Here is a 26266-nt window from a genome sequence, read left to right as displayed (position 1 = left end):
CGCGACCGGGCCCGGTCAGCCCATCCGGCCGACGGCGGCCCGGAGCCGGGCCAGGTCCCGGCGGCGCCGCTCGTAGGTCGTGGCGAGCCCGATCAGCGCGAACCCGCCGATGGCCAGGAAGATCCACCGGGGCAGCAGGTCCCAGCCACGGACCAGCTCGTGCAGCGCGAGCAGTGCCAGGGTCACCCCGCCCAGCAGCACCGGCGCCTGCCAGCGGCGGGTCGCCCCGGCGAGCACCGCGGCGAGCGCGGCGACGCCCAGCAGCAGTCGCCGCCACGGCTGGGGGTCCGCAGCCACCAGCACCGACACCAGGCTCGGCAGCAGCCCGGCCGCGAGCCCCGGGCCGAGCGCCAGCCAGCTGTTCAACCCGGGCCGGGTACGCAGCGCCACCGCGCCCGCCACGAGAGCCAGCGCCGCCGCCGGCACCGTGTACGCCTCCAGCACCGCCACGTCCCCGGCGGCCAGCAGCAGCCAGCCGCCGAGCAGCTCACTGCCGCCGGCGATGCCCGCGAAGGCCCACCGCCGGCCCGCCGACTCGCCCCGGGGCAGCACCCGCAGCGCGACGGCGGCGCCCCACAGCACGCAGACCGCCGCGGCGTGGCGGAGCGAACCCACCGCGAGCAGCAGCGCGACCAGCGCCACCGCCTGGGCCGCCGCGTCCAACGCCGCCGCCGTGACCCGTCCCCGGCGGGTCGGACCGGCCGCGACCTGACCGAGCACCGCCGCGGCGGCCAGGGTGAGTGCCGCGACGGCGAGCACGCTGAACGTGGCCGCCCGTACCGGCAGCCCGCCGGCCAGCGGCGCGACGACCGCGAGGCTGGTCGCGGCGGCCACCGCGACCAGGGCGCCGCCCAGCCGGGCGTCGTCCCGGCGGGCCGCCACCCCGACCACCGCCGCCGCGACGACGAGCACGCCGAGGCCGACGATCGTGCCCGTCCGGGTGGCCAGCAGCCCGAGCAGGCCGGACGCCGCCAGCACCAGACCCACCGGCAACCCGACCGGGGCGAGCAGCGGACGCGGTGCGGCCAGGGCGGCGAGCAGCACCAGGGCCACCCCGCCGAGCAGCGTGCCGACCGGCAGCACCGGCCACGGCACCCCAGCGGCCACCAGCAGCACGGGCAGCGCGGCCGCGGCGAACGGCACCGCGACCAGCGCGGCCCGCCACCAACCGGCGGCCGCCGACGGAACGGCGCCCGCCGACGCGACCGCGCCCGCCGACGGAACGGCGTCCGCGCCGGTGGGGCCGGTCCGCACGGCAGCCCGGTCCCGCCGGCCGGCCAGCACCCCGGCCACCGCCAGCACGGCCAACGCCAGGCCCACCGGGAGCGCCCCAGGGTCGGCCCGGACCGTGGGCGCCCCGGACCAGGGCGACACCTCGCCGTACGGGGCGACGAGCGCCGTCAACGCCACCGGCAGGGCCGCGGCGGCCGAGACCACGAGCAGCCCGACGCCGGCCACCCGCAGGACGACGTCGGAGCGCACCGCACCGCCCAGCGTCGCCAGCAGGACCGCCACGGCGGCGTAGAGCGTCACCGGTTCGTCGGCCGGTACGACCAGCGGCGCCAACCCGACCGCCGTGACCGCCACGGCGACCCCGCCGGAGGCGTACGCCCGCAGGTCGGGCCAGTGCCGGCGGACCGCGAGCAGCGCGACGGGCAGCAGCGCGACGGCGGCGAGCGCCGCCCGCGCCTGCCACCAGGCCGGCGCGCCAACGGCGAGGAGGGCGACGACCGCGCCGGCCGGCACCGCGACCGGCACGACGGCCGACGCCGCCCCCGCCACCCGGCGCTGCACGGCCGTGCCGCGCCGGCCGGCCGCCGCCACGGCGGTCCCGGCGACCAGCACCACCGCGAGCGCCGCACCCGCACCCGCCGTCGCGGCGAACCCGACGACCAGTCCGTGCCCGAGCAGGAGGGTCCCGGCCACCCCTGCGGCCAGGACCGTCCAGGAGCGGACGCCCGGACGCCCCACGGCGACGGCCAGCAGGCCCACCGCCGCCACCAGGTCCAGCGCCACCACCGCGGGCCAGGGCGACGGCCAGCCGGCCGGCACCGCCAGCACGACGACCGCCGCACCGATCGCGGCCAGCGCCGGCCGGGCGGCCCTCGGCAGCAACAGCCCGAAGGCGGCCACGGTCAGCGCGATCGCCACCGGAAGCTGCCACCCCCCGTCGGCGTCGGGCCCGGCCGCGGCCCCCTGCCATGGCGGCAGCGACCGGCCGGCGGTGGCGCCGGCGAGCGCGACGGCCAGCAGCACGACGAACTGCGCCATCCCGCCGGCCACCAGCAGCGCACCGGCCCGGGGACCGGTCCGCCACCCGGCGGGCAGCAGCCGTACCGCGCCGGCCACCGCCACCACGACCAGCGCCGCGAGCAGCAGCGACAGGTCCAGCTCGGCGATCGGGCGGATCACCGCGCCGGCCAGCACCGGCACCAGCAGCGCGGCGGCCACGGCGCGGAACACCGCCCCGCCGGTGAGCAGCGCGGTGCCGAGCAGGGTCAGCGCCACCAGCAGCAGCGGCGCACCGGCCAGCAGCGGAACGCCGGCGGCCCGGCCGAGGGCCAGCGGTACGAGCGCGCAGCAGGCGGCCACGAACAGCGCGCCCGCGTGCCCCACCCAGGCGAGGACGCGCCCGGCGAGGACCGCCGGACGCTCACCGGACGGCGCGGGCGCCGCACCGGCCGGGGCCACGGCACCGGCCGGGGCCACGGCACCGGCGACCAGGCCGCCAACGGTCGGGGCACCGGCCGCCGGCGTCCCGACGGCCCCGGCCGCCGGCGGCTTGCCGACACCGGCACCGGCACCGGCCGCCGGGGCGTTTCGGCGGCGCAGCGCGACCAGCACCGCTAGGTCGAGCAGCGCCACCCCCAGGAAGGTCATGGCCCAGCCGGCGGCGTCCGGCCGGGCGTCGACGACGAGCAGGGGCAGCACCGGCTGCGCGGTCACCAGGGCCGCGAACCACGGCACGGTCAGTCCGCTGAGCCGGGCGTACCCGGCGGCGACCGCCGCGCCGGCCCCCCCGACCAGCGCGGCGTACCGGGGGGCGGGCCAGTCCGCCACCCCGACCAGGTCCACCGACCAGGCGGCGTAGCCGTCGAGGAGCACCAGCAGCAGCCCGACGGCGGCGAAGGTCTCCGCGGTGCCGCGCAGCCCGCGCCGCACTGCCACCAGCGGCGCGGCCAGGGCGAGGGCGGTGAACGCGAACAGGATCAGGGCCCGGCCGGCGACCCCCACCGACGCCCAGGCGACCGCCGTGAAGACCACCGCGGCGGTGCCCAGCAGCAGCCCACCGAGGACGAAGAGCAGGCCCTGCACCGTACGGGTGGAGGTCTCCGCCCCGCCGACGCCCGCACCCACCGGCGCGGGGACCGGACCCCGGCCCGGCCACGCCGGCACCGGGGTCGCGGCCGGCGGCGGGGTCACGCCCGGCGCCGGGCGGGCCGGCACCGGGGCCGCGACGAACGCGGGGCGCACCGGCCCCGCAGTCGCGGGCGCCGCCGGGCGCGACACCGGGAACTCCGCCCGGACCGCGGCGGCCAGCGCCGCCCGACGTTGCCGGGCCGCGTTCAGCCGGCCGGTGAGCCCCTGGTACGCCGCGCGGGCCCGCTCGACCTCGCCGCCGAGCGCGACGATCTCCCGGTCGAGCCGGACCACCTCGGCGGCGGCCGGGTACGGCGGTCGGCCGCAACCGGAGCAGCCGGAGCCGAGGTCGGCCGGCGCGCCGCAGGCGGGGCAGGGATAACCGGTGTTCTGCACCCGGCCATCATGGTGGCCGGGAGATCACCTGACCAGAGTGCGGGTACTCAGGGCCGGGTGTGCTCGTGCACCCAGGCGGCGTAGGCGGGGTCGCCGCTCTCCACCCGGGTGACCAGGATCTCCGGCACCTCGTACGGGTGGCTGGCCCGGATCTGCTCCACCAGCGCGGCGGCCCGGTCCGGCGCGGTCTTGAACTGCACCGACCACTCGGTGCTCGTGTCCACCCCGGAACGCCACCAGTAGGTGCTGTCCACCTGGCCGCCCACCTGGGCGCAGGCCGCGAGCCGACCGGCGACGGCCGCCGCCGCCATCACGTCCGCGACCGAGCGGGCGTCCACCACCGTCGTCACCACGCAGATCTGGTCCACCAGCGCACCCTACGCGGCACCGTCCCGATTGGCCGCGATCCACTCGTCGATCCGCGCCCACCAGTCGAAAAGCCAGTCGATCCGCTCCTGGCGGCCGGTCGGCACCTCCTCAGGCGGCACCGGCCAGAACCGCATGATGATCCGCTTGTCCATCGGCAGCTCCCGCCACACGTCGCCGACGCTCAGCATCCGGTCCAGGCCGGTGTGCGCCACGAAGATCACCCCGGCGTCGGGCGCGGCGTCCAGCGCCGCGAGCAGCCCGCCCGGCTGCGGGGCGAGCACGTGCCGCATCCGCTCCGCGCGCCGCGCCATCCGTTCGAGGCCGAGGCCGCGCAGCTTCTCGATGGCCCGCAGCCGGCGGCCCGGGGTGAAGTTGCCGCCCTCCGGGAAGATCACGAACGCGTCGTCGTCGTCCAGGCCGTGGGCCAGGTGCCCGATCTGCTCGGTCACCGACCCCCGGCGATCCGGCCCCGGCGCGAGGAAACGGTTCGGCAGCCGGTTGAGCAGCACGTCGACCGCCGGGTCCCACTGGAGGCTGTCCTTTAGCACGATCCGCGGCTCGCGGTTGAACCAGTTGACCAGGGCGTGGATCAGAATGAACGAGTCGCCCGGGCCGGCGTGCCGGCAGAGCACCAGCTCGGGCCGGCCGGGCAGGGCCGTGTCCGGGTCGGTGCCCACCACGTCGATGCTCAGGTGCAGCGCCCAGCGGGCGTGCCAGAAGAGCGCCCGCAGGAACCAGCCCGCGAGCACGTAGTGCGCCCGCTGGAAGCCGGGCGAGCGGACCCGCCAGCCGAAGCCGGAGGCGACCCAGAGCACGAAGAGCGCGAGCAGCGCCGTCGCGTCCCAGACCAGGTAGACGCAGCCGAGCCAGAGCAGGCGCAGCGGCCGCAGCCGGCCCGGGACCAACGGCGAGGCGGCCGCCGCGAGCAGCGCCCAGACCGGCAGGGTCGTCACGACCAGGAAGGCCAGCAGCACCACGCCGGGGGCCAGGAGCAGCCGGCGCACCCACCGTGGCGGTAGGGGCATCAGTGCTCCAACTGCGTCGCCAGGTAGCGCCGGGAGGCCGTGTAGGCGCGGCTGATCCGCCGCCCCACCGCCGCCATGTCCCGGTACGCCCACGGCGTGTCGTCGCGCGGCTCCAGCCCGCCGGTGGGCAGCACGTGCACCTCCACCCCGTCGGGCAGGGCCGCCATCTCCCGGGCGAACCGGTGCCGCCGGGCGATCTCGAACGCGACCTGGGCGATCTCCCAGGGTCGCCGGGGCGGGGTCAGCGCCCGCTCGATCCGGCCCACCTGGAGTACGAAGATCCGCGTGGCGCCCACAGCGACCGCCTCGCCGATCGGGATGGAGTTCACGATCCCGCCGTCGATGTAGTGCTGGTCGTCGATCCGGGCCGGCGGCAGGAGCCCCGGCACCGAGGCGGAGGCGAGCACGGCCGGCACCAGCGGCCCGCTGTCGAACCAGTGCTCGGCGGCCCGCTCGATGTTGGCCGCGCAGCAGCGGAAGGGCACCTTGAGGTCGGCGAAGGTGGTCTCCGCACCCAGCTCGGCCTCCAGCAGCTTGCGCAGCGGGCGGGGCGAGTGCAGGTGGGTACGGGCGGCGAACCGGCGCAGTTGACGGGCCACCGAGTCGCCGTACACCTCGCTCGCCTCGGGGGAGGCCCAGAGCCGGACCAGCCGGTCGGTGACCGCCTCGGACGGTTCGGCGGCGACCAGCGCGCCGTTGACCGCCCCGATCGAGGTGCCGAGCACCACGTCGGGCCGGATGCCGGCCCGGAACAGCGCCCGCAGCATGCCCACCTCGACCGCCCCGAGGACTCCCCCGCCCCCGAGCACGAACGCCACCGGTCCCTGCGACATGCGTTCCATCCTGGCACGGGCGGAAAAGTGGCCGCCCGGTGCCGGCCCGGCGGTGGGCCGGTGCCGGTCCGACACGGGCACGGCCGAGGCGGCCCGGGGTCCCGGAAGGTAGTCGACCGTTGACAGGCCCGACACATTCGCGCAACCTGATAGCGCTCCCACAGCGAGGCAGGTGCGTTCCGTGAAGCCAGCACTGCACCCCGGCCGGTTGCTGGCCCGCCGGTACCGGCTCGTCGACCAGATCGGCGCCGGCGGCATGTCGGTGATCTGGCGGGCGCGCGACGAGGTGCTCGACCGCATCGTGGCGCTGAAGGTGCTCGCCCCGTCGCTCGCCGCCGACGCCCGATTCCGCGACATGGTGCGCGAGGAGGCCCGCGCCGCCGCCCAGCTCGTCCACCCGCACGTCACCTCGGTGCACGACTACGGCGAGACCGTCGCGCCCGACGGGTCGATCACCTCGTTCGTGGTGATGGAGCTGCTGGCCGGCGAGGAGCTGGAGGTCCGACTCACCGAGGGGCCGCTGCCGTGGACCGAGGCGGTCGAGGTCGCCGCCCAGGTGGCGGACGCGCTCGCCGCCGCGCACCGGCTCGGCATCGTGCACCGGGACATCACCCCGGCCAACGTGATGATGACCCGGGCGGGGGTCAAGGTGCTCGACTTCGGCATCGCCACCCGGATCGGTGCGCCGGACGACGACGAGGACGGGGGCACCTTCGGCACGCCCGCGTACGTGGCACCGGAGCGGCTCGACGGGGCACCCGCCCAGCCGGCCACCGACGTGTACTCCCTCGGCGTGCTGCTCTACGAGGCGCTGACCGGTCGGGTGCCGTACCCGGCGGACACCTGGGAGCAGCTCAGCGAGGCGCTCGCCGGGGAGGGCCCGCCCTCGCTGGCCGACCTGCCGGGCCTGCCGCCGGAGGTCGCCCGCACCTGCCTGCGCTGCCTGGAGCGGGACCCGCTGGCGCGGCCCACCGCCCGCCAGGTCGCCACCCTCCTGCGCGACCAGTTGCTCCCCGCCGATCCGCAGGCCGCCACCATGCTCGCGCCGACGGTCACCCTCCCGACCCTGCCCGCACAGCCGGCCACCCCGACCCCGGCGGGCGGGACGGTGCCGGGTGACGGAGCGGCGCCGGCGGAGGGGACGGTGCCGGGCACGGGAGGACCGGGCGGCACGGGGGAACCGGCCGCCGGGGAGGCGGGCAGCGGGGCGGCAGGGCCAGGCGTGGCAAGGCCGGCCGTGGCAGAGCCAGGCGTGACAGAGCCAGGCGCGGCGGGGCCAGGCGTGACAGGGCCGCGCAGCGCCCGCCACGCCCGGGAGCGCCGCCGCCGCCTGCCGCGCCCGGTGCTGATCGTGCCGGTCGTACTGCTCGTGGGGGTGGCCCTGGCCGTGCCCGCGATCCGTCAGGAGGAGTCGAGCCCGCCCCGGGCGCTGCCCACCACCGGCCCGTCCGACCCACCGTCCTCTCCCACGCCCACGGCCGACGCCGCACCGCCCCCGGCGGCCTCCCCGACCCCGACGTCCGCCCCGCCGGTAGCGCCCCGGCCGACCCCGACGCCCCCGGAACGCGGCGACCTCATCGAGGCGGCCAACCGGATCGACGGGCTGATCGGCGCCGGTCTGAATGACGGAGGGATCCGCCCCGACGTCGGCCTCGACTTCCGCAACGAGCTGCGTAACCTGACCGACGCGGCCCGCGCCCGCTCGGGCGACCTGGGCGAGCGGATCGCCCGGCTCCGCGAGAAGGTCGCGATCCGGCGCGGCGAGGGCGCCCTCACCGACGCGTACGCCCGCCGGCTGGACAACGCGATCACCGCGCTCGGGGCGGCGCGGGTCTGATCGCCGGCGGTCAGCGGGCCCGGGCCCGGACCGGCTCCCGGGCCGCCTCGGGCGGAGCCGCCGCCGCGATGAAACGGCGGTACACCTCCTCGTAGCCGGTGGCCATCCGCCCGGTGGAGAAGTTCTCCGCCACGTGCGCGACGCAGGCCGCCGGGTCGAGGCCCGTCGCCGCGCGCAGTGCGCCGGGCAGCTCGTCCACGTGCTCGCAGATCAGGCCGGTCCTGCCCGGTCGGACGAGTTCCGGCACCGCTCCCCGGTCCAGCGCCACCACCGGCGTCCCGGTCGCCATCGCCTCCACCATCACCATGCCGAACGGCTCGTCCCACCGGATCGGCATGATCAGGCAGCGGGCCTCGACCAGCAGCCGCAGCGCCTCGGCCCGGTCGGCGTCGAGCACCACCCGGACGTCCTCGCCGAGCAGGGGCCGGACCACCTGGTCGTAGTAGCGGCGCTCGGCCGGCTCGTTGCACTTGCCGGCCAGCACCAGCGGCAGGCCGGCGGCCCGGCAGGCCCGGATGGCGACGTCCGGGCCCTTGTCGGGGCTGAACCGGGCCAGCCAGAGCACCGGCCCCCGCCCGGGGGCGGTCTTGTGCGGGACGCCCCGGACGTCCATCGCGTTGTGCACCGTGCCGACCCAGTGCAGCGGCGGGTTGAGCCGGCGCTGGGCATGGGAGATGGCCACCAGCCCGACCCCCCTGTCGGTCTCGCTGAGCACGTCGCCGTACTCGCCCACGGGGTTGCCGTGCACGGTGGCCACGGTGGGCACGGCCCGGTGGCCGGCGATCAGCGGGCCGATGGTGGTGTGGTCGTGGACGATGTCGAAGTCGCCGGCGTGGACCCGGTGGTTGACCCGGGCCAGGTGGGCCAGCTCGGGCAGCGCCTCGCCGAGCCGGTCGAACTGGAGTTCGGGCACCGTCGAGACGAACTCCGCCGCGGTCCCGTGCTCCCGGCCCGCCCCGAACACGGTGACCGCGTGGCCCCGGTCGACAAGCGTCTCCACCAGGCCGGTCACCACCTGTTCCAGCCCGCCGTAGCCGGGCGGCGGCACCGACAGCCACGGCGGCACGACCATCGCGATCCGCAACGGCCGCGGTGCCGATCGGTCGGGCGACGGATGGTTCACGGCCACGGATTCCTCCCCCTCGGTCACTGCTGTGGCATCACCGGACCGGCCCCGCCGCGACCGGTGCCCGCTGGGCGGGCGGGATCGACGACGGGTTCCCGGCGGCGGCGCCACTAAACGGGACGACCCGGGCGGTCACCCGCCCACGAGGAGCTGCTCCCGCACCGCCCGTACCCCCTCGCCGGACCAGGCCACCCGCTCCGCCTCGTCCCGTTCCCACCAGGAGCGCACGACCCCGGTGAGCACGACCGTGTCGCCGTCCACCTCGACGGTCACCCGCTCCGTGCCGATGCCGCGCCCCAGCGCCCGCTGGAGGTCGCGCCGGAGCCGCTCGCTGTCGGTACGGGCGACGGGGCGCACCTCGACCAGGTTGGTCACCCCGCGTACGCCCCGCAGCCGGCGCAACTCCCGCTCGGCGGTGCGCCGCTGCCAGCCGAACTCCACCTCGCCACGGAGCATCACCCAGCCGTTGGCCACGGTGACGTCCAGCCGCTCGGCGGGGACGAAGCTGTCCCACTCCAGCGCCCGGCCCGCCGCGATGGCGATCTCGGCGTCCGTACGCCCCGGCTCGCCGGGCAGGCGTACCTCGACGTCGTCGGCGACCGCCCGCACCCCCCGTACGCGCTGCGCGCAGCGCCGCGCCGCCCACTTCCGCGCGTACCCGTCGACCCAGCCGGTCAGGGCGACCACGCCGTCGTGGACGGTCACCCCGATCTCGTTCGGCTGCGCCTGGGCGTCCCAGGCCAGTTCGTCGAGCACGTCCCGCTGGATCCGCTCGTCGGTCCGAACGGCCGCTGCCGTGGTCATCGCACCCTCCGTACGCCTCGCCGGTCCTGACTGCCGACGATCCCGGCCCGACGGGTGACGGCGGCTCACCCGCACCGGGTGAACCGCCGTCAGAGGGAGCGACGGGTGACGGAGCCAACCCCCTTGGCCCCGCCACCCGCCGCCCGGAGGGAGGAGGAATGTCTTCGGTTGCCGGTTACGACGTCTCGGCGAGCGTCACGGTCGCCCTGGCTTCGGTGCCGTTGCGCTTGTAGGTCACCTCGACCCGGTCGCCGACCTTGCCGGCCTGCACGGCACCGACCAGGTCGTCGGAGTCGTTGACCGCCTTGTCGCCGAACCGGGTGACCACGTCGCCGCGCTGCAGGCCGGCCTTCTCGGCGGGGCTGCCCGGCGTGACGGCGGCGACCAGGGCCCCGCCGCCCTCGGCGGGGGTCACGCTGACCCCGAGCGACGGGTGGCTGACCTTCTCGCCCCGCTGGAGCTTGCCGGCCACGTCCTTGGCCTTGTTGCTGGGGATGGCGAAGCCGACGCCGATGTTGCCGCTGCTGCCCTGCCCGGCGGTGGCGATCGCGGTGTTGATGCCGATCACCTCGCCCCTGGTGTTGACCAGTGCGCCGCCGGAGTTGCCCGGGTTGATCGGCGCGTCGGTCTGGAGCAGCCCCGCGATCGAGCTGGCCCCCTGCGCCGGGTCCTGCCGCTGCTGCCCACTGCCCGCCTGGATGGTGCGGTCCCGGGCGCTGAGGATGCCGGCGGTGACCGAGCCCTGGAGGCCCAGCGGGCTGCCGAGGGCGAGCACCTGGTCGCCGACCTGCATCGCGTCGCTGTCGCCGAAGGTGGCCGCCTTGAGTCCGCTGACGCCGTTGGCCTTGACCACCGCGAGGTCGGTCTTCGGGTCGGTGCCGACGATCTTGGCCTCGGCGGTCTTGCCGTCGGCGAAGGTCACCACGGCCTTGCCGTCGGTGGCGGAGGCGACCACGTGGTTGTTGGTGAGCACGAAGCCGTCGGCGGTGAGGATCACGCCGGAGCCCTCGCCGTTGTCCGTGCCGATCGAGACCACGCTGGGCTGCACGGCCGCGGCGATCCGGGGCAGGTCAGCGCCGTTGATGATCGGCGCGGCGGAGTAGGTGCGGGTGATGCCCGAGTCGCCGTCGACGGCGAGCGCGAGCGCCCCGCCGGCGACGCCCGAGCCGAGCATCAGCGCGAAGACCGCCACCCCGGCGCCGGCGAACTTGGCGATCCGGCTGGGCCGGGGGCCCGCCGTCTGCGGGGCCGCCCAGGGCGGGACGGGCTGGCCGGAGGGGTGCGGCTGGTGACCGTACGGCTGTCCCGGCTGTCCCCCGCCGCTCCAGCCGGACTGCTGGCCGTACCACGGCGCGCCGGGGGCCTGCGGGTAGCCGGACTGCGGGTGACCTGGCTGCCCGGCGGCCTGGGGGTAGCCGGGCTGACCCGCGGCCTGCGGGTAACCGGCCTGGCCCGCCGCGTGCGGGTGACCGGGCTGGCCGGCGGCCTGCGGATGAGCCGGCGGGAACTGGCCGGCGGCCGGGTGCTGCGGAACGGCCGGGGCGGGCGCGAAGGGGCCGGGCGGGGCGGGTCGGTCGAGCGGACCGACACCCTCGGCGGCGCGGGCCGGGTCGGCGGAGCGCGGGCCGCCGTCGCCGGCCGGCGGGCCGTCGGCGGCCGGGCCCGACCCGGCGGTACGCGGCGCCTCGCCGCCCAGTGGGGCGAAGCCACCGGCGGCCGGGGCGGAGTCACCGCCGGGCGCAGTGCCGAACCTGACGGTCGGGGCGGAGTCACCGGCGACCGGGGCGGAGTCGCCGCCGGGCAGAGTGGTCAGGCCGACGGTCGGGGCGGAGTCACCGGCGGGGGCGGAGTCGGACTGCGCGCGCTCGGCGCGCGGCAGCTCGGCGGTGGGGTGCGACGGCTCGGCGTCGGGGTGGGCCGGCCGGCGCTGCGGGTCGGACTCGTGCTCGGTCATGTCTCCACCTTGACGCGCACCACTGCGATCCGCCTGGAACGCACCTGAATGTTGGCTGAAAGTCACTCGCCATCGCCCTCGTCGTCCGGCACGAGCGGGAGCCGGACCCGGAAGGTCGCTCCCCCGCCGGGGGTCTCGGCCACCTCGACGGTGCCGTGGTGGGCGCGCACCAGCGCCGCGACGATGGCCAGGCCGAGGCCGGTGCCGGTGTTGCCGCCGGCCCGCCGGGTACGCGCCGCGTCCACCCGGTAGAAGCGCTCGAAGACCCGCTCCGCCTGCTCCGGGGTGAGCCCGGGACCGGTGTCCGCCACCTCGACCACGGCCAGGTTCCCGGGCTCGGCGCGCAGCCGCAGGGTCACCGAGGCCTCCGGCGGGGTGTGCGTGAGCGAGTTGGTCATCAGGTTGCCGATGATCTGGCGCAGCCGGGCGTCGTCGCCGTAGACCACCAGCGGACCGGAGCCGGGGGTGACCTCCAGCTCGATCCGGCGCTCCGGCGCCACCGCCCGGGCGGCCTCGACCGCCTCGCTGGCCAGCACGGGCAGCTCCACCGGGGCGAGGGCGAGCGGTCGCTCCCGGTCCAGCCGGGCGAGCAGCAGCAGGTCCTCCACCAGCAGGCCCATCCGGGCCGCCTCCTGCTCGATGCGGCGCAGCAGGTCGGCGGTCTGCTCCGGCGCGCTCGCCGCGCCCTGCCGGTACAGCTCGGAGAAGCCCCGGATGGTGGTCAGCGGCGTCCGCAGCTCGTGCGAGGCGTCCGCGACGAACTGCCGCATCCGCTCCTCGGAGCGGCGGGCCCGCGCCTCGGAGGCCCGCGCCGAGCCGGCCGCCTCCCGGGCGGCGGCCTCGGCGGACCGGGCGGCCAGCTCCGAGGCGGCCCGCGCGGTGAAGGCGACCTCGATCTGGTTCAGCATGGCGTTCAACGCCCGGGAGAGCCGCCCCAGCTCGGACGTGGGGACGGGCTGCCCCTGCTCCGGGTCGGGCACCCGCCGGGTCAGGTCGCCACCGGCGATGGCGGCGGCCGTACGTTCTATCTCCACCAGCGGCTTCAGGCTGGTCCGGACGATCGCCGCGCCGATGGAGGCGAGCAGGACCAGCACCGCGCCGCCGACCAGGAGGTCTATCCAGACCAGTCGCTTGACGGCGCGGTCGACGTCGGTGAGGTGCTGCCCGACGGCCAGGACCTCCCCGTCGGGCAGCTGGGTGTAGAGCATCCGCCAGCGGGACCTGTGGTCCTGGGAGGTGACCGTGCGCGGTTCGCCGGTCTCCTCGGCGAAACCCGCGACGGTGTCGGGGAGTCGCGGCAGCTGGTCGGACCGGAAGTTGCGGGTGTCGTACACGGGCGACATCACCCCGCCCGGCTCGGCCAGGGCCACGACGAAGTCGCTGGGCAGCACGGTGCCGCCCGCCCTGCCCTCCTTGTAGAGGTTGAGCACCGCGTCGACCGAGCGGGTGGTGCCGCGCAGTTCCCCGTCCACCTGCTCGATGAGGTAGCCGCGGAGGAAGACGGTGGTCAGCGAGCTGATCACCAGGAGCGCGGCGGCGACCAGGGCCAGCACCGCGGCGACCAGCTTGACCCGCAGCGGGACGCTGCGCAGCCGCGCCTTGCCCTGGTCGAGGGGTTTCACGCCGCCGGCTTGCGCAGGACGTAGCCGACGCCCCGGAGGGTGTGGATCAGCCGGGGCTGGGTGTTGTCCACCTTGCGGCGCAGGTAGGAGATGTAGGACTCGACGATGTTGTCGTCGCCCCGGAAGTCGTAGTTCCACACGTGGTCGAGGATCTGCGCCTTGGACAGCACCCGGTTGGCGTTCAGCATCAGGTAGCGCAGCAGCTTGAACTCGGTCGGTGAGAGCTGCACCCGCTGGCCGGCCCGGTGCACCTCGTGGGTCTCCTCGTCCAGCTCCAGGTCGGCGAAGGTGAGCCGGGAGGGCGCCTGCTCGCCGCTGCTGGTCCGCCGCAGCACCGCCCGGATCCGGGCGGTCAGCTCCTCCAGGCTGAACGGCTTGGTGACGTAGTCGTCCCCGCCCAGGGTCAGCCCCCGGATCTTGTCGTCGGTCGCGTCACGGGCGGTGAGGAAGACCACCGGCGTACGGGTGCCGCCCTCGCGCAGCATCCGGATGACCTCGAAGCCGTCCAGGTCGGGCAGCATCACGTCGAGCACCACCAGGTCGGGCCGGTGGTCCTTGGCGGCGTTGAGGGCGGCGCTGCCGCTCGTCGCGGTGGCCACGTCGAAGCCCGCGAAGCGCAGACTCGCGGAGAGCAGTTCGAGGATGTTGGGATCGTCCTCGACGACGAGCAGTCGCGCCTCGGTCTGGGTAGCGGCCATGCCGCCCATCATCCGCGCTCTCGCTGCGTCCGCGCTGGGCACTCGCTGGAAAGAACCTGTGAGGCGGCGTGCTCAGCGCAGCAGCCGGCGCAGCCCGTCCAGCGCGCCGTCGAGCAGCCGGATGGCCGTACGCAACTGCGAGTCGCTGAGCCGGCGGGCCCGGACCAGGGCGCCCACCTCGACGGCGAAGGTCGCCAGCCGCTGGTCGAACTCGGCCAGCGTGGCGGTGGACGCGGACGCCGGCCCAGCGTCCGACGACGCGCCGAACGCGGAAGTCGGGCCGGGCGCGGGCGACGGGCCGGCGGGGGGTACGGGCGACGGGCCGGGGGCGGGGGCGGGCGTCGGACCGGAGCCGGGGGACGCCCAGCGGGGACGACGGGTCTGCCGGGCCGCCTCGCGCAGCTCCCGCTTGAGGTCGCGGACGGAGCCGCGTACCTCGTTCTGGATCTCTCCGGCCAGGGCGGACAGGTCCTCCACCGAGGCGGCGATGTCCGACTCCAGGGCGGTCAGCTCGCCGGCCCGCTGCCGCAGCTCGGCCCGACCCGCCTCGGTGATCTCGTAGACCTTGCGGCCACCGGCGGCGGTGTGGGTGACCAGCCCGTCGGCCTCCAGCCGCTGCAACCGGGGATAGATGGTGCCGGCGCTGGGGGCGTAGAGGCCGAGGAAGCGCTCCTCCAGCAGGCGGATCAGCTCGTAGCCGTGCTTCGGGCCGTCGTCGAGGAGTTTGAGCAGGTAGAGCCGGAGCCGCCCGTGACTGAACACGGCGGTCACGGCAGCTCCTCCTCGTCGTCGTCCACCGGGCGGGCGAGCAGCGCGATGCTGCCCGACGTGGCGGACGCGGAGAGCCTACCCTCACCCGCGCCGAGCACGCCCTCACTGTCCACCACGGACCCCGGGACGGCGCTGCCCCGCACCTCGGGGAAGCCGCTGGTGATCCGGCCCGACGTGGTGTGCAGCCGGACGGCCAGGTCGCTGTCCGCCCGGACCCGGACGGTGATGCTGCCGGAGATCGTGCTGAGCCGGATGTCGCTGCGTCGGGGGTTGTCCAGGTCGCAGGTGATGGCCCCGGAGACGGTCTGCGCGCGGACCCGTCCGGCCGCGCTGTCGGCGAGGATCACCTCTCCCGAGACGGTCTCCAGGTCCAGGTCGCCGGCCACCCCCAGCGCCTCGACCGGGCCCGCCATGGTCTTCGCCGACGTCCGGCCACGGAGGCCCATCAGGGCGATCCGGCCGGAGGTCACCTCCACCCGGGTCTCGCCGCGCAGGCCCGACGCGACCAACGGACCCTCCACCAGTTCCAGGTCGGCCAGCACGTCGGGCGGGACCGCGACGGAGACGTCGACCCGGGGCAGCCGGGACAGCGGGCCCAGCCAGAAGATGTGGTCCGAGAGCCGCCAGCGTCGCTGCTGGCGTACGGAGAGCCGGCCGTCGCGGTGCTCCACCAGGACCGGCCGGCGGCCGACCCGGGTGATGTCGACCCGGGGCGGCCCGTCGGTGGCCACCACGTTGAGGCGACCGCTGAGCAGGTGGACGTCGAGTCGGTCGACGGGCCCGTCCAGGGTGATCCGCTGCGGGGCGTGCACGGTCCAGTCGGTCATCGGTCCTCCCTCCACGGCGTGCCGTGTCGCCGGCACGTCGGATGGCAGGACACTAACGCGATACATCGCGATATGACAAGCGCCGGCGTGACGGCCTCACGGCACCGGCTCCACGAGCGGCCGGCGGTACGGGCCCCAGGCCACGAAGCGGTCGAACATGGCCCGAGGGCTGGGGCCACCGTGGGGATCGAGGTGGTAGAGGTCGCGCATCGCCTCGTACATCAGGCTCGCCAGGACGCATCCACCGACATTGCCAGGCTGGCCAGGACGTGGGAGATCGTGCGGAACGAGGCCCTCCCCCGCCGGCAGTCGACCGTGCTGATCAAGGAGGTGGCGAAGTCATGGACGTGACGACCCCGCAGTGGCGTAAGTCGACGAGATCCGGCGGCAACGGCGGTTCCTGCGTCGAGGTCGCCGACAACCTGCCGGGCGTCGTGCTGGTGCGCGACACCAAGGACCGGGAGGGCGGCACCCTCCACTTCAGCGCCCGGGCGTGGCAGTCGTTCGTCGGCCTGGCCAAGCACGTCGGCCCGGTCGGCTGACCCGCTTCTCTCTCCACCCAGACACCGAAGGGGCCCCCGCGCCGGGGGCCCCTTCGCGTTCCGCCCGGCGCGAAGTGGGCTTCCCCGGCACGGTTCCCCGGGCCATGCTCGCGTGATCCCGTCGACCCCCCGCCGGCGTCCTCCCGACGGCTGCGGCAGGGACGTGCGCTGCCGACTCGGCCGCCCGGGCGAGCAGCCGCCGGTCGGCGTCCCGGGCGGGATGCAGCGCGGCGGAGACGCTCACCCGCACCTCCAGGCCCCGGGCGGCCGAGCCGGCGCTCGTCTCAGCGGGTGGCGCGCAGGTCCCGGGCGAGATGCGAGCGCCGGAACCCGACCGTGACCAGCCGCCGCAGGTCGGCCCGGTTGTCGTGCATGAGCTGCACGTGGAAGTAGTTGACGTACTCCAGTACGGCGAAGAGGCCGAATGCCAGCCCCGGGTACGACCGCGCGCCGGGCGCCTGCGCGGCGGCCACCGCGCAGGCGGCGATCACGACGGCCAGGAGGATCGGCAGGGCGGCGCGCGCGGTGACGAAGTGGCGCCGACCGGGCAGGCGCGGCTCCCCACGGCGCAACTGCCGGAGCTTGAGCGCCCAGTAGGCCGCGCCCACCACGAGCAGGGCCGCGAACGCCCCGAAGCCGGCGAGATTCGCCGCCGTCGGCGGCAGGCCGACCAACTGGAACCACACCCACGCCTGTAGGGGGATGTTCAGTAGCTCCCAGCCGGCGAGGGAGCGGAGCCGACGCCGGGCCGCCTCGCGGGTCCGACCGGCCGGCAGGTGGGTCCTGGGCACGGCCCCAACAGTGGCACAGCACCGGACGGCCGCCGGTGTGCACCGGCTTCCCGGGAGGACGCTCGTGCGGGCCGGTCCCGGGCGATTCGACATCGCTCCTCAGCGCCCGGTCACGGCGGCGACGCCTGCGGGGAGTCCGAAGGGCCGGACAGCAGCAGGGCGACCGCTCGCCGTACGGCCTCGACGTCGTCCTCGCCGGGAGTGCCGTCGTCGCGCATGGCGCGGCGGGCGACCGCGTAGGGCAGGTCGACCACGGCCAACACGACGTCGGCCAGGGGGTGCCCGGTGGCGCGGGCCACCTCGGCGAGGGCATCGCCGAGGGCGCGGTGGTGGGCCTGCGCCTGCTGGGCGAGCGCGGGAGAGGTGTCGCCGCGCAGCAGGTCGCGCAGGGCGTGGCGCATCAGGAGGGCGGCGTCCTCGGGATGGGACCGACACCAGGTCAGGACGGCGACCGCGGCCCGGACGCCGGCCTGCGCGTCGGCGGGCGCGAGTGCCTCCAGGTAGACGCGGAGGAAGCGGTCCTGCGCGCGCAGCCAGGCGGCGGCGACGAGGTCGTCGCGGCGGGGGAAGCGGTGGTAGACCGAACCGCTGGAGGCGCCGGTGGCCAGGCAGACGGCACGGGCGGAGGCGGCGGCAGGCCCGCCTGAGAGCACCAGGGCGCGGACGGCGTCGAGCATCACGTCGGCCGAGTGCTTGACCGGCTGCGGCATGAGGTAGAGACTACCCTCTACTTGAACTAGCGAATGTTCTCTAGGAGAGTCATGGTCCGCAACATCCACGAGCGGCAACTCGCGGCGCCTCCCGCGGCAGTGGGCACGTTGATCGACTCCCTCGCCACCGCGGATGACCGGTTGTGGCCGCGCGGGCAGTGGCCGGCCATGCGGTTCGACCGCCCGCTCGGCGTCGGCGCCCGGGGCGGGCACGGACCGATCCGCTACACCGTCGTCGCGTACGAGCCCGGGGCGCGGATCCGGTTCGAGTTCTCCGCGCCGGCCGGCTTCCGTGGCCATCACGGGTACGAGGTCCTACGGGTCACCGACCAACGCTGCCTGCTGCGTCACTCCCTCGTCATGACCACGCGGTGGCCGGCGTGGGTGAGCTGGCCGATGGTCTACCGCCCGCTGCACGACGCCCTCATCGAGGACAGCCTGGACACGGCTGCTCACCACCTGGGGCTGGCATCGGCCCCGCCGCACCGCTGGACCCGGCGGGTCCGGGGCCTCCGCTCGCTGGTCCGCCGACGACAGCCCTGAGGCCCGGCCCGTGCCGGCGCCGGACCGCGACGTGCGAGGCTGCCGGGGGCGCACCGGCGACGGGGCCGGGCGTCGTGGTCGGAGGTGTCTCATGATCATCGAGTCGCGTTTCAACGGGCCGCCCGGCTCGGGCAACGGCGGCTGGAGCGCCGGGGTCATCGCCGGTGCCGCCGGCTCCGGGCCGGTCGAGGTGACGCTGCGTCGCCCGCCCCCGCTGGAGACCCCGCTCACTCTCGTCGACGGCGAGGTCCGCGACCCACAGGGCCACCTCGTCGCCCAGGTCCGCCCCACGGAGGACCCCCGGGCGGTGGTGCCGGCGGTGGACCTGCCGGCCGCGCGGGCCGCCTCGGCGGCGTACCCCGGGCTGGTCGACCACCCCTTCCCGGGCTGCTACGTCTGCGGCCCGGACCGCGCCGACGGGCTGCGGATCTTTCCGGGGCGGCTGCCGGACGGCCGCACCGCCGCGCCGTTCCGGGTGCCCGGTTCGGTCACGACCGCCACCGTCTGGGCCGCGCTGGACTGCCCCGGCGGCTGGGCCGTGATCGCCCCCGGCCGGCCGTACGTCCTGGGCCGGATCGCGGCGGTGGTCGCGGCGCTGCCGGAGCCGGGCGACGAGTGCGTGGTGACCGGTGTCATGGTCGGCGGCGAGGGCCGCAAGGCGCTCGTGCACACCAGCCTGTACGCCCCCGACGGCGCCCTGTTGGCCTGGGCCCGGGCAACCTGGATCGCCGTGGCCGACGACATCGGATAATCGTTCCTGGGGATGAGGGCCTCCTGCCTGAGGCGGAGGTGGATCTCGGAAGTGCGCCTGATTGACCTGGTTGCGCCCGCCCGCCACGCTGTGTCACGGCGTACCCCGACGCCACCGCACGAAGGAGAGCAATGACTGACGGGCAGAGAAGCCCCACCGGTGACGGTCAGATCGTGGTGTCCGGCCTGACGAAGCAGTACAAGAACGTCCGGGCCGTCAACGACCTGTCGTTCACCGTCGAACCGGGGCGGGTGACAGGCTTCCTCGGCCCCAACGGCGCCGGCAAGACGACCACGCTGCGGATGCTGCTGAACCTGGTCACGCCGACCAGCGGGACGGCGACCATCAGCGGGCGGCGCTACGCCGACCTGACCGACCCGCTGCGGCACGTCGGCGCCGTGCTGGAGGCGTCCAGCGCGCACAAGGGCCGCACCGGCATCAACCACCTGCGGGTGATCGCCGCAGCGGCCGGCCTGCCGAAGCACCGGGCCGACGAGGCGCTGGCGCAGGTCGGGCTCACTCCGGCGGCGAAGCGCAAGTTCAAGGGCTACTCGCTCGGCATGAAGCAGCGGCTCGGCATCGCCGCCGGGATGCTCGGCGACCCCCGCGTGCTGATCCTCGACGAGCCCGCCAACGGGCTCGACCCGGAGGGCATCCGGTGGATGCGCGGGTTCCTGAAGAACCTCGCGCACGAGGGCCGCACGGTGCTGGTCTCCAGCCACCTGCTGTCGGAGATGCAGCTGCTCGCCGACGACGTGGTGATCATCGCCGCCGGGCAGCTGGTCCGCCAGGGCACGGTCGAGCAGGTCATGGGCTCGATGGCGCAGGGCGTACGGGTCCGCGTCCGCACCCCGCAGGCCGACGCGCTGACCGCCGCCCTCAAGGAGGGTCCGGCGACGGTCGACGTCGACGAGCACGGCGTCCTGCTGGTGGGCGGGGTCGACGCCCCGACCGTGGGCCGGGTCGCCCTGACGGCCGGCGTCGAACTGCACGAACTGACCACGGAACGGCCCGACCTCGAACGGGTCTTCCTGGAGCTGACGGCCGGAAAGGCGGGCATCCGATGAACCTCGTCCGGTCCGAGCTTCTCAAGATCCGCACCACCAGCACCTGGTGGTGGCTGGCCATCGCCGCGTTCCTGTCGATCGTGCTGGCCTTCGCCTTCAACGCCTGGGTCGCCAACGAGACGTTGAGCGGCAAGGGCGACAACCTGGGTGTCACCGGCGACCAGGCCTCCGCGGGGGCGCAGGCCGCGAACCTCTACACCTCCGGGCAGTACCTGGGCCTGATGTTCGTGATGCTGATCGGCATCCTGATGGTCACCAACGAGTTCTTCCACCAGACGGCGACCACCACGTTCCTGGCCACGCCGCGGCGCACGTCGGTGATCCTCAGCAAGCTGGTCGCGGCCAGCCTGCTGGGCATCGGCTTCTGGCTGGTGACCACGCTGATCGACCTGGCCGCCGGGGCGGTGTTCCTGTCGGCCAACGGCCACGGCACCCTGCTCGGCGAGTGGGCCGTGCAGCGGGCGCTGCTGCTCAACCTGCTGGCGTACGCGATCTGGACGGTCCTCGGCATCGGCATCGGCACGCTGATCACCAACCAGCTCGGCGCGGTGATCACCGCCGCGGTGCTCTACCTCGTCGGCACGCAGGTGGTGGGGCTGCTGTTCATGCTGCTGTCGAACCTGCTCAACAGCGAGGCCGTGGTCAAGTGGCAGGTGATCTGGCCCGCCATCGCCTCGACCGTCATGGTCAGCGAGGGCCAGACCGACTTCACCCCCGCCTGGTGGGTCGGCGCGCTCGTGCTGATCGGCTACGCGGCGGTGAGCGGGGTCGTCGGCGTGCTCATCACCCGGCGGCGCGACATCTCCTGACGGTCCGGGCGCAGGCGGCGGGGGTGGTGCCGAGCACCACCCCCGCCGCCGTTCGACATGGGGCCGACCACCACATCGGGCCTTACCAGCAGCCGGCCGCACACGCAGCGTTTGGCGAACTTCTGGCATCTTCTGTGAAACGGGCCACGGGTCGGAGGCGGAAATGCCTGTGGCATCCGTACGGCGTAGCCTGGGAGCCGTCTCGTGCGCGCTCGAAGGCAGGGCGACACCGGACACCGCGTGACACACAAACCCGCGTGAAAGAGGCGATTACCGGCCGTGTCGACCCAGCAGACTTCGCAGGAGAACCCACTGGCGGGTTTCGGTCCGAACGAGTGGATCGTCGAGGAGATGTACCAGCGCTACCTCGCCGACCCCACCAGCGTCGATTCGGCCTGGCACGACTTCTTCGCGGACTACCGCCCGGCGCCCGGCGCCGGGAAGCCGCGCGGAACTGAGCAGGCCCCGAAGCCGGCCGCCAAGCCGGAGCCCGCCGGCCAGCAGGAGGCGGCCACCGCGGTCGCGCAGCCGGCGGAGAAGAAGCCGGCGGAGAAGAAGCCCGAGGCCAAGCCGGAGACCAAGCCGGAGAAGCCCGCCGCCAAGGCCGCCCCGGCCAAGCCGGCGCCCGCGAAGGCGGCCCCCGCCAAGCCCGCGGCCACCAAGCCGACCGCCACCGGCCCGCAGACCACCCCGCTGCGCGGCGTGGCCGCGAAGATCGTCCAGAACATGGACGCCTCGCTGGCCGTGCCGACCGCCACCAGCGTGCGCGCCGTCCCGGCCAAGCTGCTGGTCGACAACCGCATCGTGATCAACAACCACCTCACCCGTGGGCGCGGTGGCAAGGTCAGCTTCACCCACCTCATCGGCTACGCGATGGTCCGGGCCCTGGTCGCCCACCCGGAGATGAACAACTCCTTCGCCGAGGTCGACGGCAAGCCGGTCATGGTCCGGCCGGAACACGTCAACCTGGGCATCGCGATCGACCTGGCCAAGCCGGACGGCAGCCGCAACCTGGTGGTCCCCTCCATCAAGGCCTGCGAGCAGATGGACTTCCGGCAGTTCTGGCAGGCGTACGAGGACGTGGTCCGGCGCGCCCGCCGCAACGAGCTGACCATGGACGACTACTCCGGCACCACGATCTCGCTGACCAACCCCGGCGGCATCGGCACCGTGCACTCGATGCCGCGGCTCATGCAGGGGCAGAGCGCCATCATCGGCGTCGGCGCGATGGAGTACCCGGCCCCCTACCAGGGCATGTCCGAGGCCACCCTGGCCGAGCTGGCCGTCAGCAAGGTCATCACCCTCACCAGCACGTACGACCACCGGATCATCCAGGGCGCGCAGTCCGGCGAGTTTCTGAAGGTGATGCACGAGCTGCTGCTCGGCGAGCACAACTTCTACGACCAGATCTTCACCTCGCTGCGCATCCCGTACGAGCCGGTGCGCTGGATGCGCGACGTCGCGGTCAACAACGAGGGCCAGATCAACAAGACCGCCCGGGTGCACGAGCTGATCCACGCGTACCGCGTGCGCGGCCACCTGATGGCCGACACCGACCCGCTCGAGTTCAAGATCCGCAAGCACCCCGACCTGGACGTGCTCCAGCACGGGCTGACGCTCTGGGACCTCGACCGCGAGTTCCCGGTCAACGGCTTCGCCGGCAAGCAGCGGATGAAGCTGCGCGACATCCTCGGCGTGCTGCGCGACTCGTACTGCCGGCGCGTCGGCATCGAGTACATGCACATCCAGGACCCGGAGGAGCGGCGCTGGATCCAGGAACGGATCGAGCGCAAGTACGAGAAGCCGTCGGCCGACGAGCAGAAGCACGTGCTCAACCGGCTCAACGCCGCCGAGGCGTTCGAGACCTTCCTCCAGACCAAGTACGTCGGGCAGAAGCGCTTCTCGCTGGAGGGCGGCGAGTCGCTGATCCCGCTGCTCGGCGAGGTGCTGGAGGCCTCCGCCGAGGGCGGGCTGGACGAGGTCGTCATCGGCATGGCCCACCGTGGCCGGCTGAACGTGCTGGCCAACATCGTCGGCAAGCCGTACGAGAAGATCTTCTCGGAGTTCGAGGGGCACCTGGACCCGCGCTCCACCCAGGGCTCCGGCGACGTGAAGTACCACCTGGGCCAGAACGGCAAGTTCACCACGCCCGACGGCGACCACGCGGTCAAGGTCTCGGTGGTGGCGAACCCGTCGCACCTGGAGGCCGTCGACCCGGTGCTGGAGGGCATCGTCCGGGCCAAGCAGGACCGGATAGACCTCAAGCTGGAGGGCTACACCGTGCTGCCGCTGGCGGTGCACGGTGACGCCGCCTTCGCCGGCCAGGGCGTGGTCGCCGAGACCCTCAACCTCTCGCAGCTGCGCGGCTACCGCACGGGCGGCACCGTCCACGTGGTGGTCAACAACCAGGTCGGCTTCACCACCGCCCCGGAGTACAGCCGCTCCAGCCTCTACAGCACCGACGTCGCCCGGATGATCCAGGCGCCGATCTTCCACGTCAACGGTGACGACCCCGAGGCCGTGGTCCGGGTCGCCCGGCTGGCCTTCGAGTACCGGCAGGAGTTCAACAAGGACGTCGTCATCGACATGGTCTGCTACCGGCGGCGCGGGCACAACGAGGGCGACGACCCGTCGATGTCCAACCCGCAGATGTACAAGATCATCGACTCGAAGCGGTCCGTCCGGAAGCTCTACACCGAGGAGCTGATCGGGCGCGGCGACATCACCGTGGAGGACGCGGAGGAGCTGCTGCGCGACTACCAGTCGCAGCTGGAGCGGGTCTTCAAGGCCACCCGCGACGCGGCCACCACGCCGCGGCAGCTCAGCCGTCCCAAGCGGGAGGACGAGCCGGAGCCGCAGGTGGAGACCGCCACCGACGCGGCCGTCGTCAAGGCCGTCGGCGAGGCGCACGTCAACCTGCCGGAGGGCTTCACCCCGCACAAGCGGATCCAGCAGCTGCTCGACCGGCGGGCCAAGATGTCCGTCGAGGGCAACATCGACTGGGGCTTCGGCGAGATCATCGCGTTCGGCGCGCTGCTGCACGACGGGGTCACCGTCCGGCTCGCCGGGCAGGACTCCCGCCGGGGCACCTTCGTGCAGCGGCACGCCTCCGTGGTCGACGCCCAGACCGGCAACGACTACCTGCCGTTGCAGTCGCTGACCGGCGACGGCGAGCGGTCCCGGTTCTTCGTGCACGACTCCCTGCTCAGCGAGTACGCGGCGATGGGCTTCGAGTACGGCTACTCGGTCGAGAACATCAACGCGCTGGTGGCCTGGGAAGCGCAGTTCGGCGACTTCGTCAACGGCGCCCAGTCGGTGATCGACGAGTTCATCTCCTCCGGCGAGGTGAAGTGGGGCCAGCGCTCCGCCGTCACGCTGCTGCTGCCGCACGGCCACGAGGGCCAGGGCCCGGACCACACCTCCGGCCGCCCGGAGCGGTTCCTCCAGATGTGCGCCGAGGACAACATGCGGGTGTCGATCCCGACCACCCCGGCGAACTACTTCCACCTGCTGCGCCGCCAGGCGCTGTCGCCGAAGCGCAAGCCGCTGGTGGTGTTCACGCCGAAGTCGCTGCTGCGGCACAAGCTCTGCGTCTCCCCGGTCGAGGACTTCACCACCGGCACCTTCCAGCCGGTGCTGCCCGACTCGGGCTCGCCGGCGCCGGAGCAGGTGAAGCGGGTGCTGCTCTGCTCGGGCAAGGTCTACTACGACCTGTTCCAGGCCCGCGCCGAGCGGGGCGTAACCGACACCGCGATCATCCGGATAGAGCAGCTCTACCCGATGCCGGTCGAGGAGATCCGGGCCGCCCTCGCGGCGTACCCGAACGCGGAGGACTTCGCCTGGGTGCAGGAGGAGCCGGCCAACCAGGGCGCCTGGTCGTTCGTCGCGCTCAACCTGCTGGAGCACCTGTCGGACGTACGGCTGCGCCGGATCTCCCGCCCGGCCGCCGCCGCGCCCGCCGTCGGCTCCGCGAAGATGCACGAGGTGGAGCAGCAGGCGCTGATCGAGGCGGCCCTGCCCCGCCCGTGACCTGACAGCACCGCCGACCGGGGCAGGGACCGTCACGACGACGGCTCTGCCCCGGTCGGCGTCCCGGCTCCCGCCGCCGGCAGGCCCCGGCGGCACCACGCACCCAGCACAGCGACGAAGAGGGAACCGACAGCATGTACTTCACCGACCGTGGAATCGAGGAGCTCGTCGAGCGCCGGGGCGGCGAACAGGTCAGCATGGAGTGGCTCGGTGAGCGCCTACGCGACTTCGTGGACCTGAACCCCGAGTTCGAGACCCCGATCGAGCGCTTCGCCACCTGGCTCGCCCGCCTGGACGACGAGGACGAGGACTGAGCCGGACCACCCCGGAGGAACGGACGTCCCCGGTGCCGCCACCGAACCGCTCCCGCCACTCACCCGTACGCCGGTCGGCCCTGGCGGCGGGCGCCGCCGTGGCGCTGCTGCTCTCGGGCTGCGGCGCGGAACCCCGACGCCGCCCCGGGCCGGTGCCGGGGGAGCGCCGCCGGGTCCCCGGCGGCGGCCCCGCCCCCGGTCTTCTACGTCGCCCCGGGGAACCCGGCGGCGGCGGAGGCGGACCGGCGGGAGGCGCTGGGCCGGACCGCCGACGCGGCGGCGCTGCGCCAGATCGGCGCGCGGCCCAGCGCGAAGTGGCTGACCGGCGGGCCGGCGGTCCGCGACGAGGTCGACGCGTACCTGGGGCAGGCGGCGCTCGCCGGCCAGACGCCGGTGCTGGTCGTGCACAACATCCCGGACCGCGACTGCGCCCGCCAGGGCACCGGCGGGGCCAGCGGCCCGGCGGAGTACCAGCGCTGGATCCGCGACCTCGCGGCGGGCGTCGGGGGCCGGCCGGTCACCGTGGTCCTCGAACCCGGGGCGGTGCCGGACGCCGTACGGGGCTGCGTCCGCGACCCCGACGGGCGGCTCACGCTGCTGCGGGACGCCGTCACCGTGCTCCGCAGCACCGGCAGCGCCCGGGTCTACGTGGACGCGGGGCACCCCGGCTGGATCTCCGATGTCGCCGCGCTCACGGCCGCGCTCGACCGGGCGGGTGTCGGCGAGGCCGACGGCTTCGCGCTCAACGTGGCCAACTTCTTCGGCACCGCGCAGAACGTCCGCTACGGCCACCGCATCTCCGACGCCCTCGGCGGCGACACCCGCTTCGTCGTCGACACCAGCCGCAACGGCAACGGCCCCCACGCGGGTGCCACGGTGGACGGCGCGCCCAGCTGGTGCAATCCGCCGGGGCGGGCGCTCGGCCAGGAGCCGACGGCCGACCCCGGCCTGCCCCGGGTGGACGCGCTGCTCTGGGTCAAGTACCCGGGCGAGTCCGACGGCGCCTGCCGCCCCGGGGAGCCGGACAGCGGCGTCTGGTGGCCCGAGTACGCCCTCGGCCTGGCCCGGCGCGCCGGCTGACCCGACCC

At 74.8% G+C, this 26266-nt stretch carries 23 protein-coding genes; 9 read left to right on the top strand and 14 right to left on the bottom strand.

Annotated features, from left to right (window positions below; translation table 11 throughout):
* Positions 1-15 precede the first annotated feature (15 nt).
* The 4 genes from RM555_RS19365 to RM555_RS19350 are packed head-to-tail and all read right to left on the bottom strand — an operon-like array spanning position 16 to position 5983.
* Positions 16-3756, bottom strand: a complete 3741-nt coding sequence (locus RM555_RS19365; protein ID WP_311413069.1) for an SCO7613 C-terminal domain-containing membrane protein — start codon at positions 3754-3756, stop codon at positions 16-18.
* A gap of 47 nt (positions 3757-3803) precedes the next feature.
* The gene (gene cutA, locus RM555_RS19360) at positions 3804-4124 is read right to left on the bottom strand and encodes a divalent-cation tolerance protein CutA (RefSeq protein WP_311413068.1); all 321 of its coding nucleotides are present in this window, start codon (positions 4122-4124) and stop codon (positions 3804-3806) included.
* Positions 4125-4133: 9 nt separating this feature from the next.
* A complete protein-coding gene (locus RM555_RS19355; protein WP_311413067.1) occupies positions 4134-5150 on the bottom strand; it encodes a 1-acyl-sn-glycerol-3-phosphate acyltransferase in 1017 nt (338 codons plus the stop codon).
* On the bottom strand, positions 5150-5983 hold the full coding sequence (locus RM555_RS19350; RefSeq protein ID WP_132231132.1) for a patatin-like phospholipase family protein: 834 nt from the start codon (positions 5981-5983) through the stop codon (positions 5150-5152). Before RM555_RS19350 ends, RM555_RS19355 begins: the two co-directional genes overlap by 1 nt.
* Before the next feature lie 181 nt (positions 5984-6164).
* On the opposite strand from RM555_RS19350, the gene RM555_RS19345 reads away from it, so the two are divergent.
* The gene (locus RM555_RS19345; protein ID WP_311413066.1) at positions 6165-7820 is read left to right on the top strand and encodes a serine/threonine-protein kinase; all 1656 of its coding nucleotides are present in this window, start codon (positions 6165-6167) and stop codon (positions 7818-7820) included.
* A gap of 10 nt (positions 7821-7830) precedes the next feature.
* On the opposite strand, the gene RM555_RS19340 is transcribed toward RM555_RS19345, so the two are convergent.
* The 8 genes from RM555_RS19340 to RM555_RS19305 all read right to left on the bottom strand — a co-directional run bounded on the left by RM555_RS19340 (position 7831) and on the right by RM555_RS19305 (position 15844).
* Entirely contained in the window at positions 7831-8892 is a 1062-nt protein-coding gene (locus RM555_RS19340; protein ID WP_311413065.1) for a glycosyltransferase family 4 protein, read from the bottom strand.
* A 186-nt stretch (positions 8893-9078) separates the two neighbouring features.
* Positions 9079-9750, bottom strand: a complete 672-nt coding sequence (locus RM555_RS19335) for a BON domain-containing protein (protein WP_311413064.1) — start codon at positions 9748-9750, stop codon at positions 9079-9081.
* A 175-nt stretch (positions 9751-9925) separates the two neighbouring features.
* The gene (locus RM555_RS19330) at positions 9926-11704 is read right to left on the bottom strand and encodes a trypsin-like peptidase domain-containing protein (RefSeq protein ID WP_311413063.1); all 1779 of its coding nucleotides are present in this window, start codon (positions 11702-11704) and stop codon (positions 9926-9928) included.
* 62 nt (positions 11705-11766) lie between these two features.
* The gene (locus RM555_RS19325) at positions 11767-13326 is read right to left on the bottom strand and encodes a HAMP domain-containing sensor histidine kinase (protein WP_311413062.1); all 1560 of its coding nucleotides are present in this window, start codon (positions 13324-13326) and stop codon (positions 11767-11769) included.
* Complete coding sequence (locus RM555_RS19320) at positions 13323-14024, bottom strand: response regulator transcription factor (RefSeq protein ID WP_089003225.1); 702 nt, start codon at positions 14022-14024, stop codon at positions 13323-13325. Before RM555_RS19320 ends, RM555_RS19325 begins: the two co-directional genes overlap by 4 nt.
* A 72-nt stretch (positions 14025-14096) precedes the next feature.
* On the bottom strand, positions 14097-14795 hold the full coding sequence (locus RM555_RS19315; RefSeq protein ID WP_311413061.1) for a PadR family transcriptional regulator: 699 nt from the start codon (positions 14793-14795) through the stop codon (positions 14097-14099).
* A complete protein-coding gene (locus tag RM555_RS19310) occupies positions 14792-15622 on the bottom strand; it encodes a DUF4097 family beta strand repeat-containing protein (RefSeq protein WP_311413060.1) in 831 nt (276 codons plus the stop codon). Before RM555_RS19310 ends, RM555_RS19315 begins: the two co-directional genes overlap by 4 nt.
* 96 nt (positions 15623-15718) lie before the next feature.
* Positions 15719-15844 carry a hypothetical protein gene (locus RM555_RS19305; protein WP_311413095.1) on the bottom strand — a complete coding sequence of 42 codons (126 nt, stop codon included), beginning with the start codon at positions 15842-15844 and terminating at the stop codon, positions 15719-15721.
* 119 nt (positions 15845-15963) lie between these two features.
* Here RM555_RS19305 and RM555_RS19295 point away from each other — a divergent pair, with 119 nt between their 5' ends.
* On the top strand, positions 15964-16164 hold the full coding sequence (locus tag RM555_RS19295) for a DUF397 domain-containing protein (protein WP_396888809.1): 201 nt from the start codon (positions 15964-15966) through the stop codon (positions 16162-16164).
* 284 nt (positions 16165-16448) lie between these two features.
* Here RM555_RS19295 and RM555_RS19285 read toward each other — a convergent pair whose 3' ends face one another.
* Positions 16449-16955, bottom strand: a complete 507-nt coding sequence (locus RM555_RS19285) for a hypothetical protein (RefSeq protein ID WP_311413059.1) — start codon at positions 16953-16955, stop codon at positions 16449-16451.
* A gap of 110 nt (positions 16956-17065) precedes the next feature.
* Positions 17066-17665 (bottom strand): TetR/AcrR family transcriptional regulator, encoded by a 600-nt coding sequence (locus RM555_RS19280; protein ID WP_311413058.1) that lies wholly within the window; start codon positions 17663-17665, stop codon positions 17066-17068.
* A 51-nt stretch (positions 17666-17716) separates the two neighbouring features.
* On the opposite strand from RM555_RS19280, the gene RM555_RS19275 reads away from it, so the two are divergent.
* The 7 genes from RM555_RS19275 (at position 17717) to RM555_RS19245 (ending at position 26258) form a co-directional block, all read left to right on the top strand.
* The gene (locus RM555_RS19275; RefSeq protein ID WP_311413057.1) at positions 17717-18208 is read left to right on the top strand and encodes an SRPBCC family protein; all 492 of its coding nucleotides are present in this window, start codon (positions 17717-17719) and stop codon (positions 18206-18208) included.
* A gap of 91 nt (positions 18209-18299) precedes the next feature.
* A complete protein-coding gene (locus RM555_RS19270; RefSeq protein ID WP_311413056.1) occupies positions 18300-18959 on the top strand; it encodes a hypothetical protein in 660 nt (219 codons plus the stop codon).
* A gap of 131 nt (positions 18960-19090) precedes the next feature.
* Positions 19091-20026, top strand: coding sequence for an ABC transporter ATP-binding protein (locus tag RM555_RS19265; protein WP_151456604.1), 936 nt, complete (start codon positions 19091-19093; stop codon positions 20024-20026).
* Positions 20023-20835: an ABC transporter permease gene (locus RM555_RS19260; RefSeq protein ID WP_311413055.1), complete on the top strand. Its 813-nt coding sequence runs from the start codon at positions 20023-20025 to the stop codon at positions 20833-20835. Before RM555_RS19265 ends, RM555_RS19260 begins: the two co-directional genes overlap by 4 nt.
* A gap of 279 nt (positions 20836-21114) precedes the next feature.
* The gene (locus RM555_RS19255; protein WP_311413054.1) at positions 21115-24864 is read left to right on the top strand and encodes a multifunctional oxoglutarate decarboxylase/oxoglutarate dehydrogenase thiamine pyrophosphate-binding subunit/dihydrolipoyllysine-residue succinyltransferase subunit; all 3750 of its coding nucleotides are present in this window, start codon (positions 21115-21117) and stop codon (positions 24862-24864) included.
* 134 nt (positions 24865-24998) lie between these two features.
* Positions 24999-25178, top strand: coding sequence for a DUF6104 family protein (locus RM555_RS19250; protein ID WP_151456601.1), 180 nt, complete (start codon positions 24999-25001; stop codon positions 25176-25178).
* Positions 25179-25433: 255 nt separating this feature from the next.
* On the top strand, positions 25434-26258 hold the full coding sequence (locus tag RM555_RS19245; RefSeq protein WP_311413091.1) for a glycoside hydrolase family 6 protein: 825 nt from the start codon (positions 25434-25436) through the stop codon (positions 26256-26258).
* Positions 26259-26266: the final 8 nt, after the last annotated feature.

Origin of the sequence: Micromonospora reichwaldensis (genome assembly GCF_031845925.1) — a bacterium.
In the GTDB taxonomy this organism is placed as follows: Bacteria; Actinomycetota; Actinomycetes; order Mycobacteriales; family Micromonosporaceae; genus Micromonospora; species Micromonospora reichwaldensis.
Note: the sequence above shows the minus strand (reverse complement) of the source record. Positions and strands in the feature narration are given on the sequence as shown.

Coding starts and splice junctions, on each gene's coding strand:
- RM555_RS19355 (WP_311413067.1), bottom strand. CDS start 5,150: ATGCCCCTACCGCCACGGTGGGTGCGCCGGCTGCTCCTGGCCCCCGGC.
- RM555_RS19350 (WP_132231132.1), bottom strand. CDS start 5,983: ATGTCGCAGGGACCGGTGGCGTTCGTGCTCGGGGGCGGGGGAGTCCTC.
- RM555_RS19340 (WP_311413065.1), bottom strand. CDS start 8,892: ATGGTCGTGCCGCCGTGGCTGTCGGTGCCGCCGCCCGGCTACGGCGGG.
- RM555_RS19335 (WP_311413064.1), bottom strand. CDS start 9,750: ATGACCACGGCAGCGGCCGTTCGGACCGACGAGCGGATCCAGCGGGAC.
- RM555_RS19330 (WP_311413063.1), bottom strand. CDS start 11,704: ATGACCGAGCACGAGTCCGACCCGCAGCGCCGGCCGGCCCACCCCGAC.
- RM555_RS19320 (WP_089003225.1), bottom strand. CDS start 14,024: ATGGCCGCTACCCAGACCGAGGCGCGACTGCTCGTCGTCGAGGACGAT.
- RM555_RS19310 (WP_311413060.1), bottom strand. CDS start 15,622: ATGACCGACTGGACCGTGCACGCCCCGCAGCGGATCACCCTGGACGGG.
- RM555_RS19305 (WP_311413095.1), bottom strand. CDS start 15,844: ATGTACGAGGCGATGCGCGACCTCTACCACCTCGATCCCCACGGTGGC.
- RM555_RS19295 (WP_396888809.1), top strand. CDS start 15,964: ATGGACGTGACGACCCCGCAGTGGCGTAAGTCGACGAGATCCGGCGGC.
- RM555_RS19280 (WP_311413058.1), bottom strand. CDS start 17,665: ATGCCGCAGCCGGTCAAGCACTCGGCCGACGTGATGCTCGACGCCGTC.
- RM555_RS19275 (WP_311413057.1), top strand. CDS start 17,717: ATGGTCCGCAACATCCACGAGCGGCAACTCGCGGCGCCTCCCGCGGCA.
- RM555_RS19270 (WP_311413056.1), top strand. CDS start 18,300: ATGATCATCGAGTCGCGTTTCAACGGGCCGCCCGGCTCGGGCAACGGC.
- RM555_RS19265 (WP_151456604.1), top strand. CDS start 19,091: ATGACTGACGGGCAGAGAAGCCCCACCGGTGACGGTCAGATCGTGGTG.
- RM555_RS19260 (WP_311413055.1), top strand. CDS start 20,023: ATGAACCTCGTCCGGTCCGAGCTTCTCAAGATCCGCACCACCAGCACC.
- RM555_RS19250 (WP_151456601.1), top strand. CDS start 24,999: ATGTACTTCACCGACCGTGGAATCGAGGAGCTCGTCGAGCGCCGGGGC.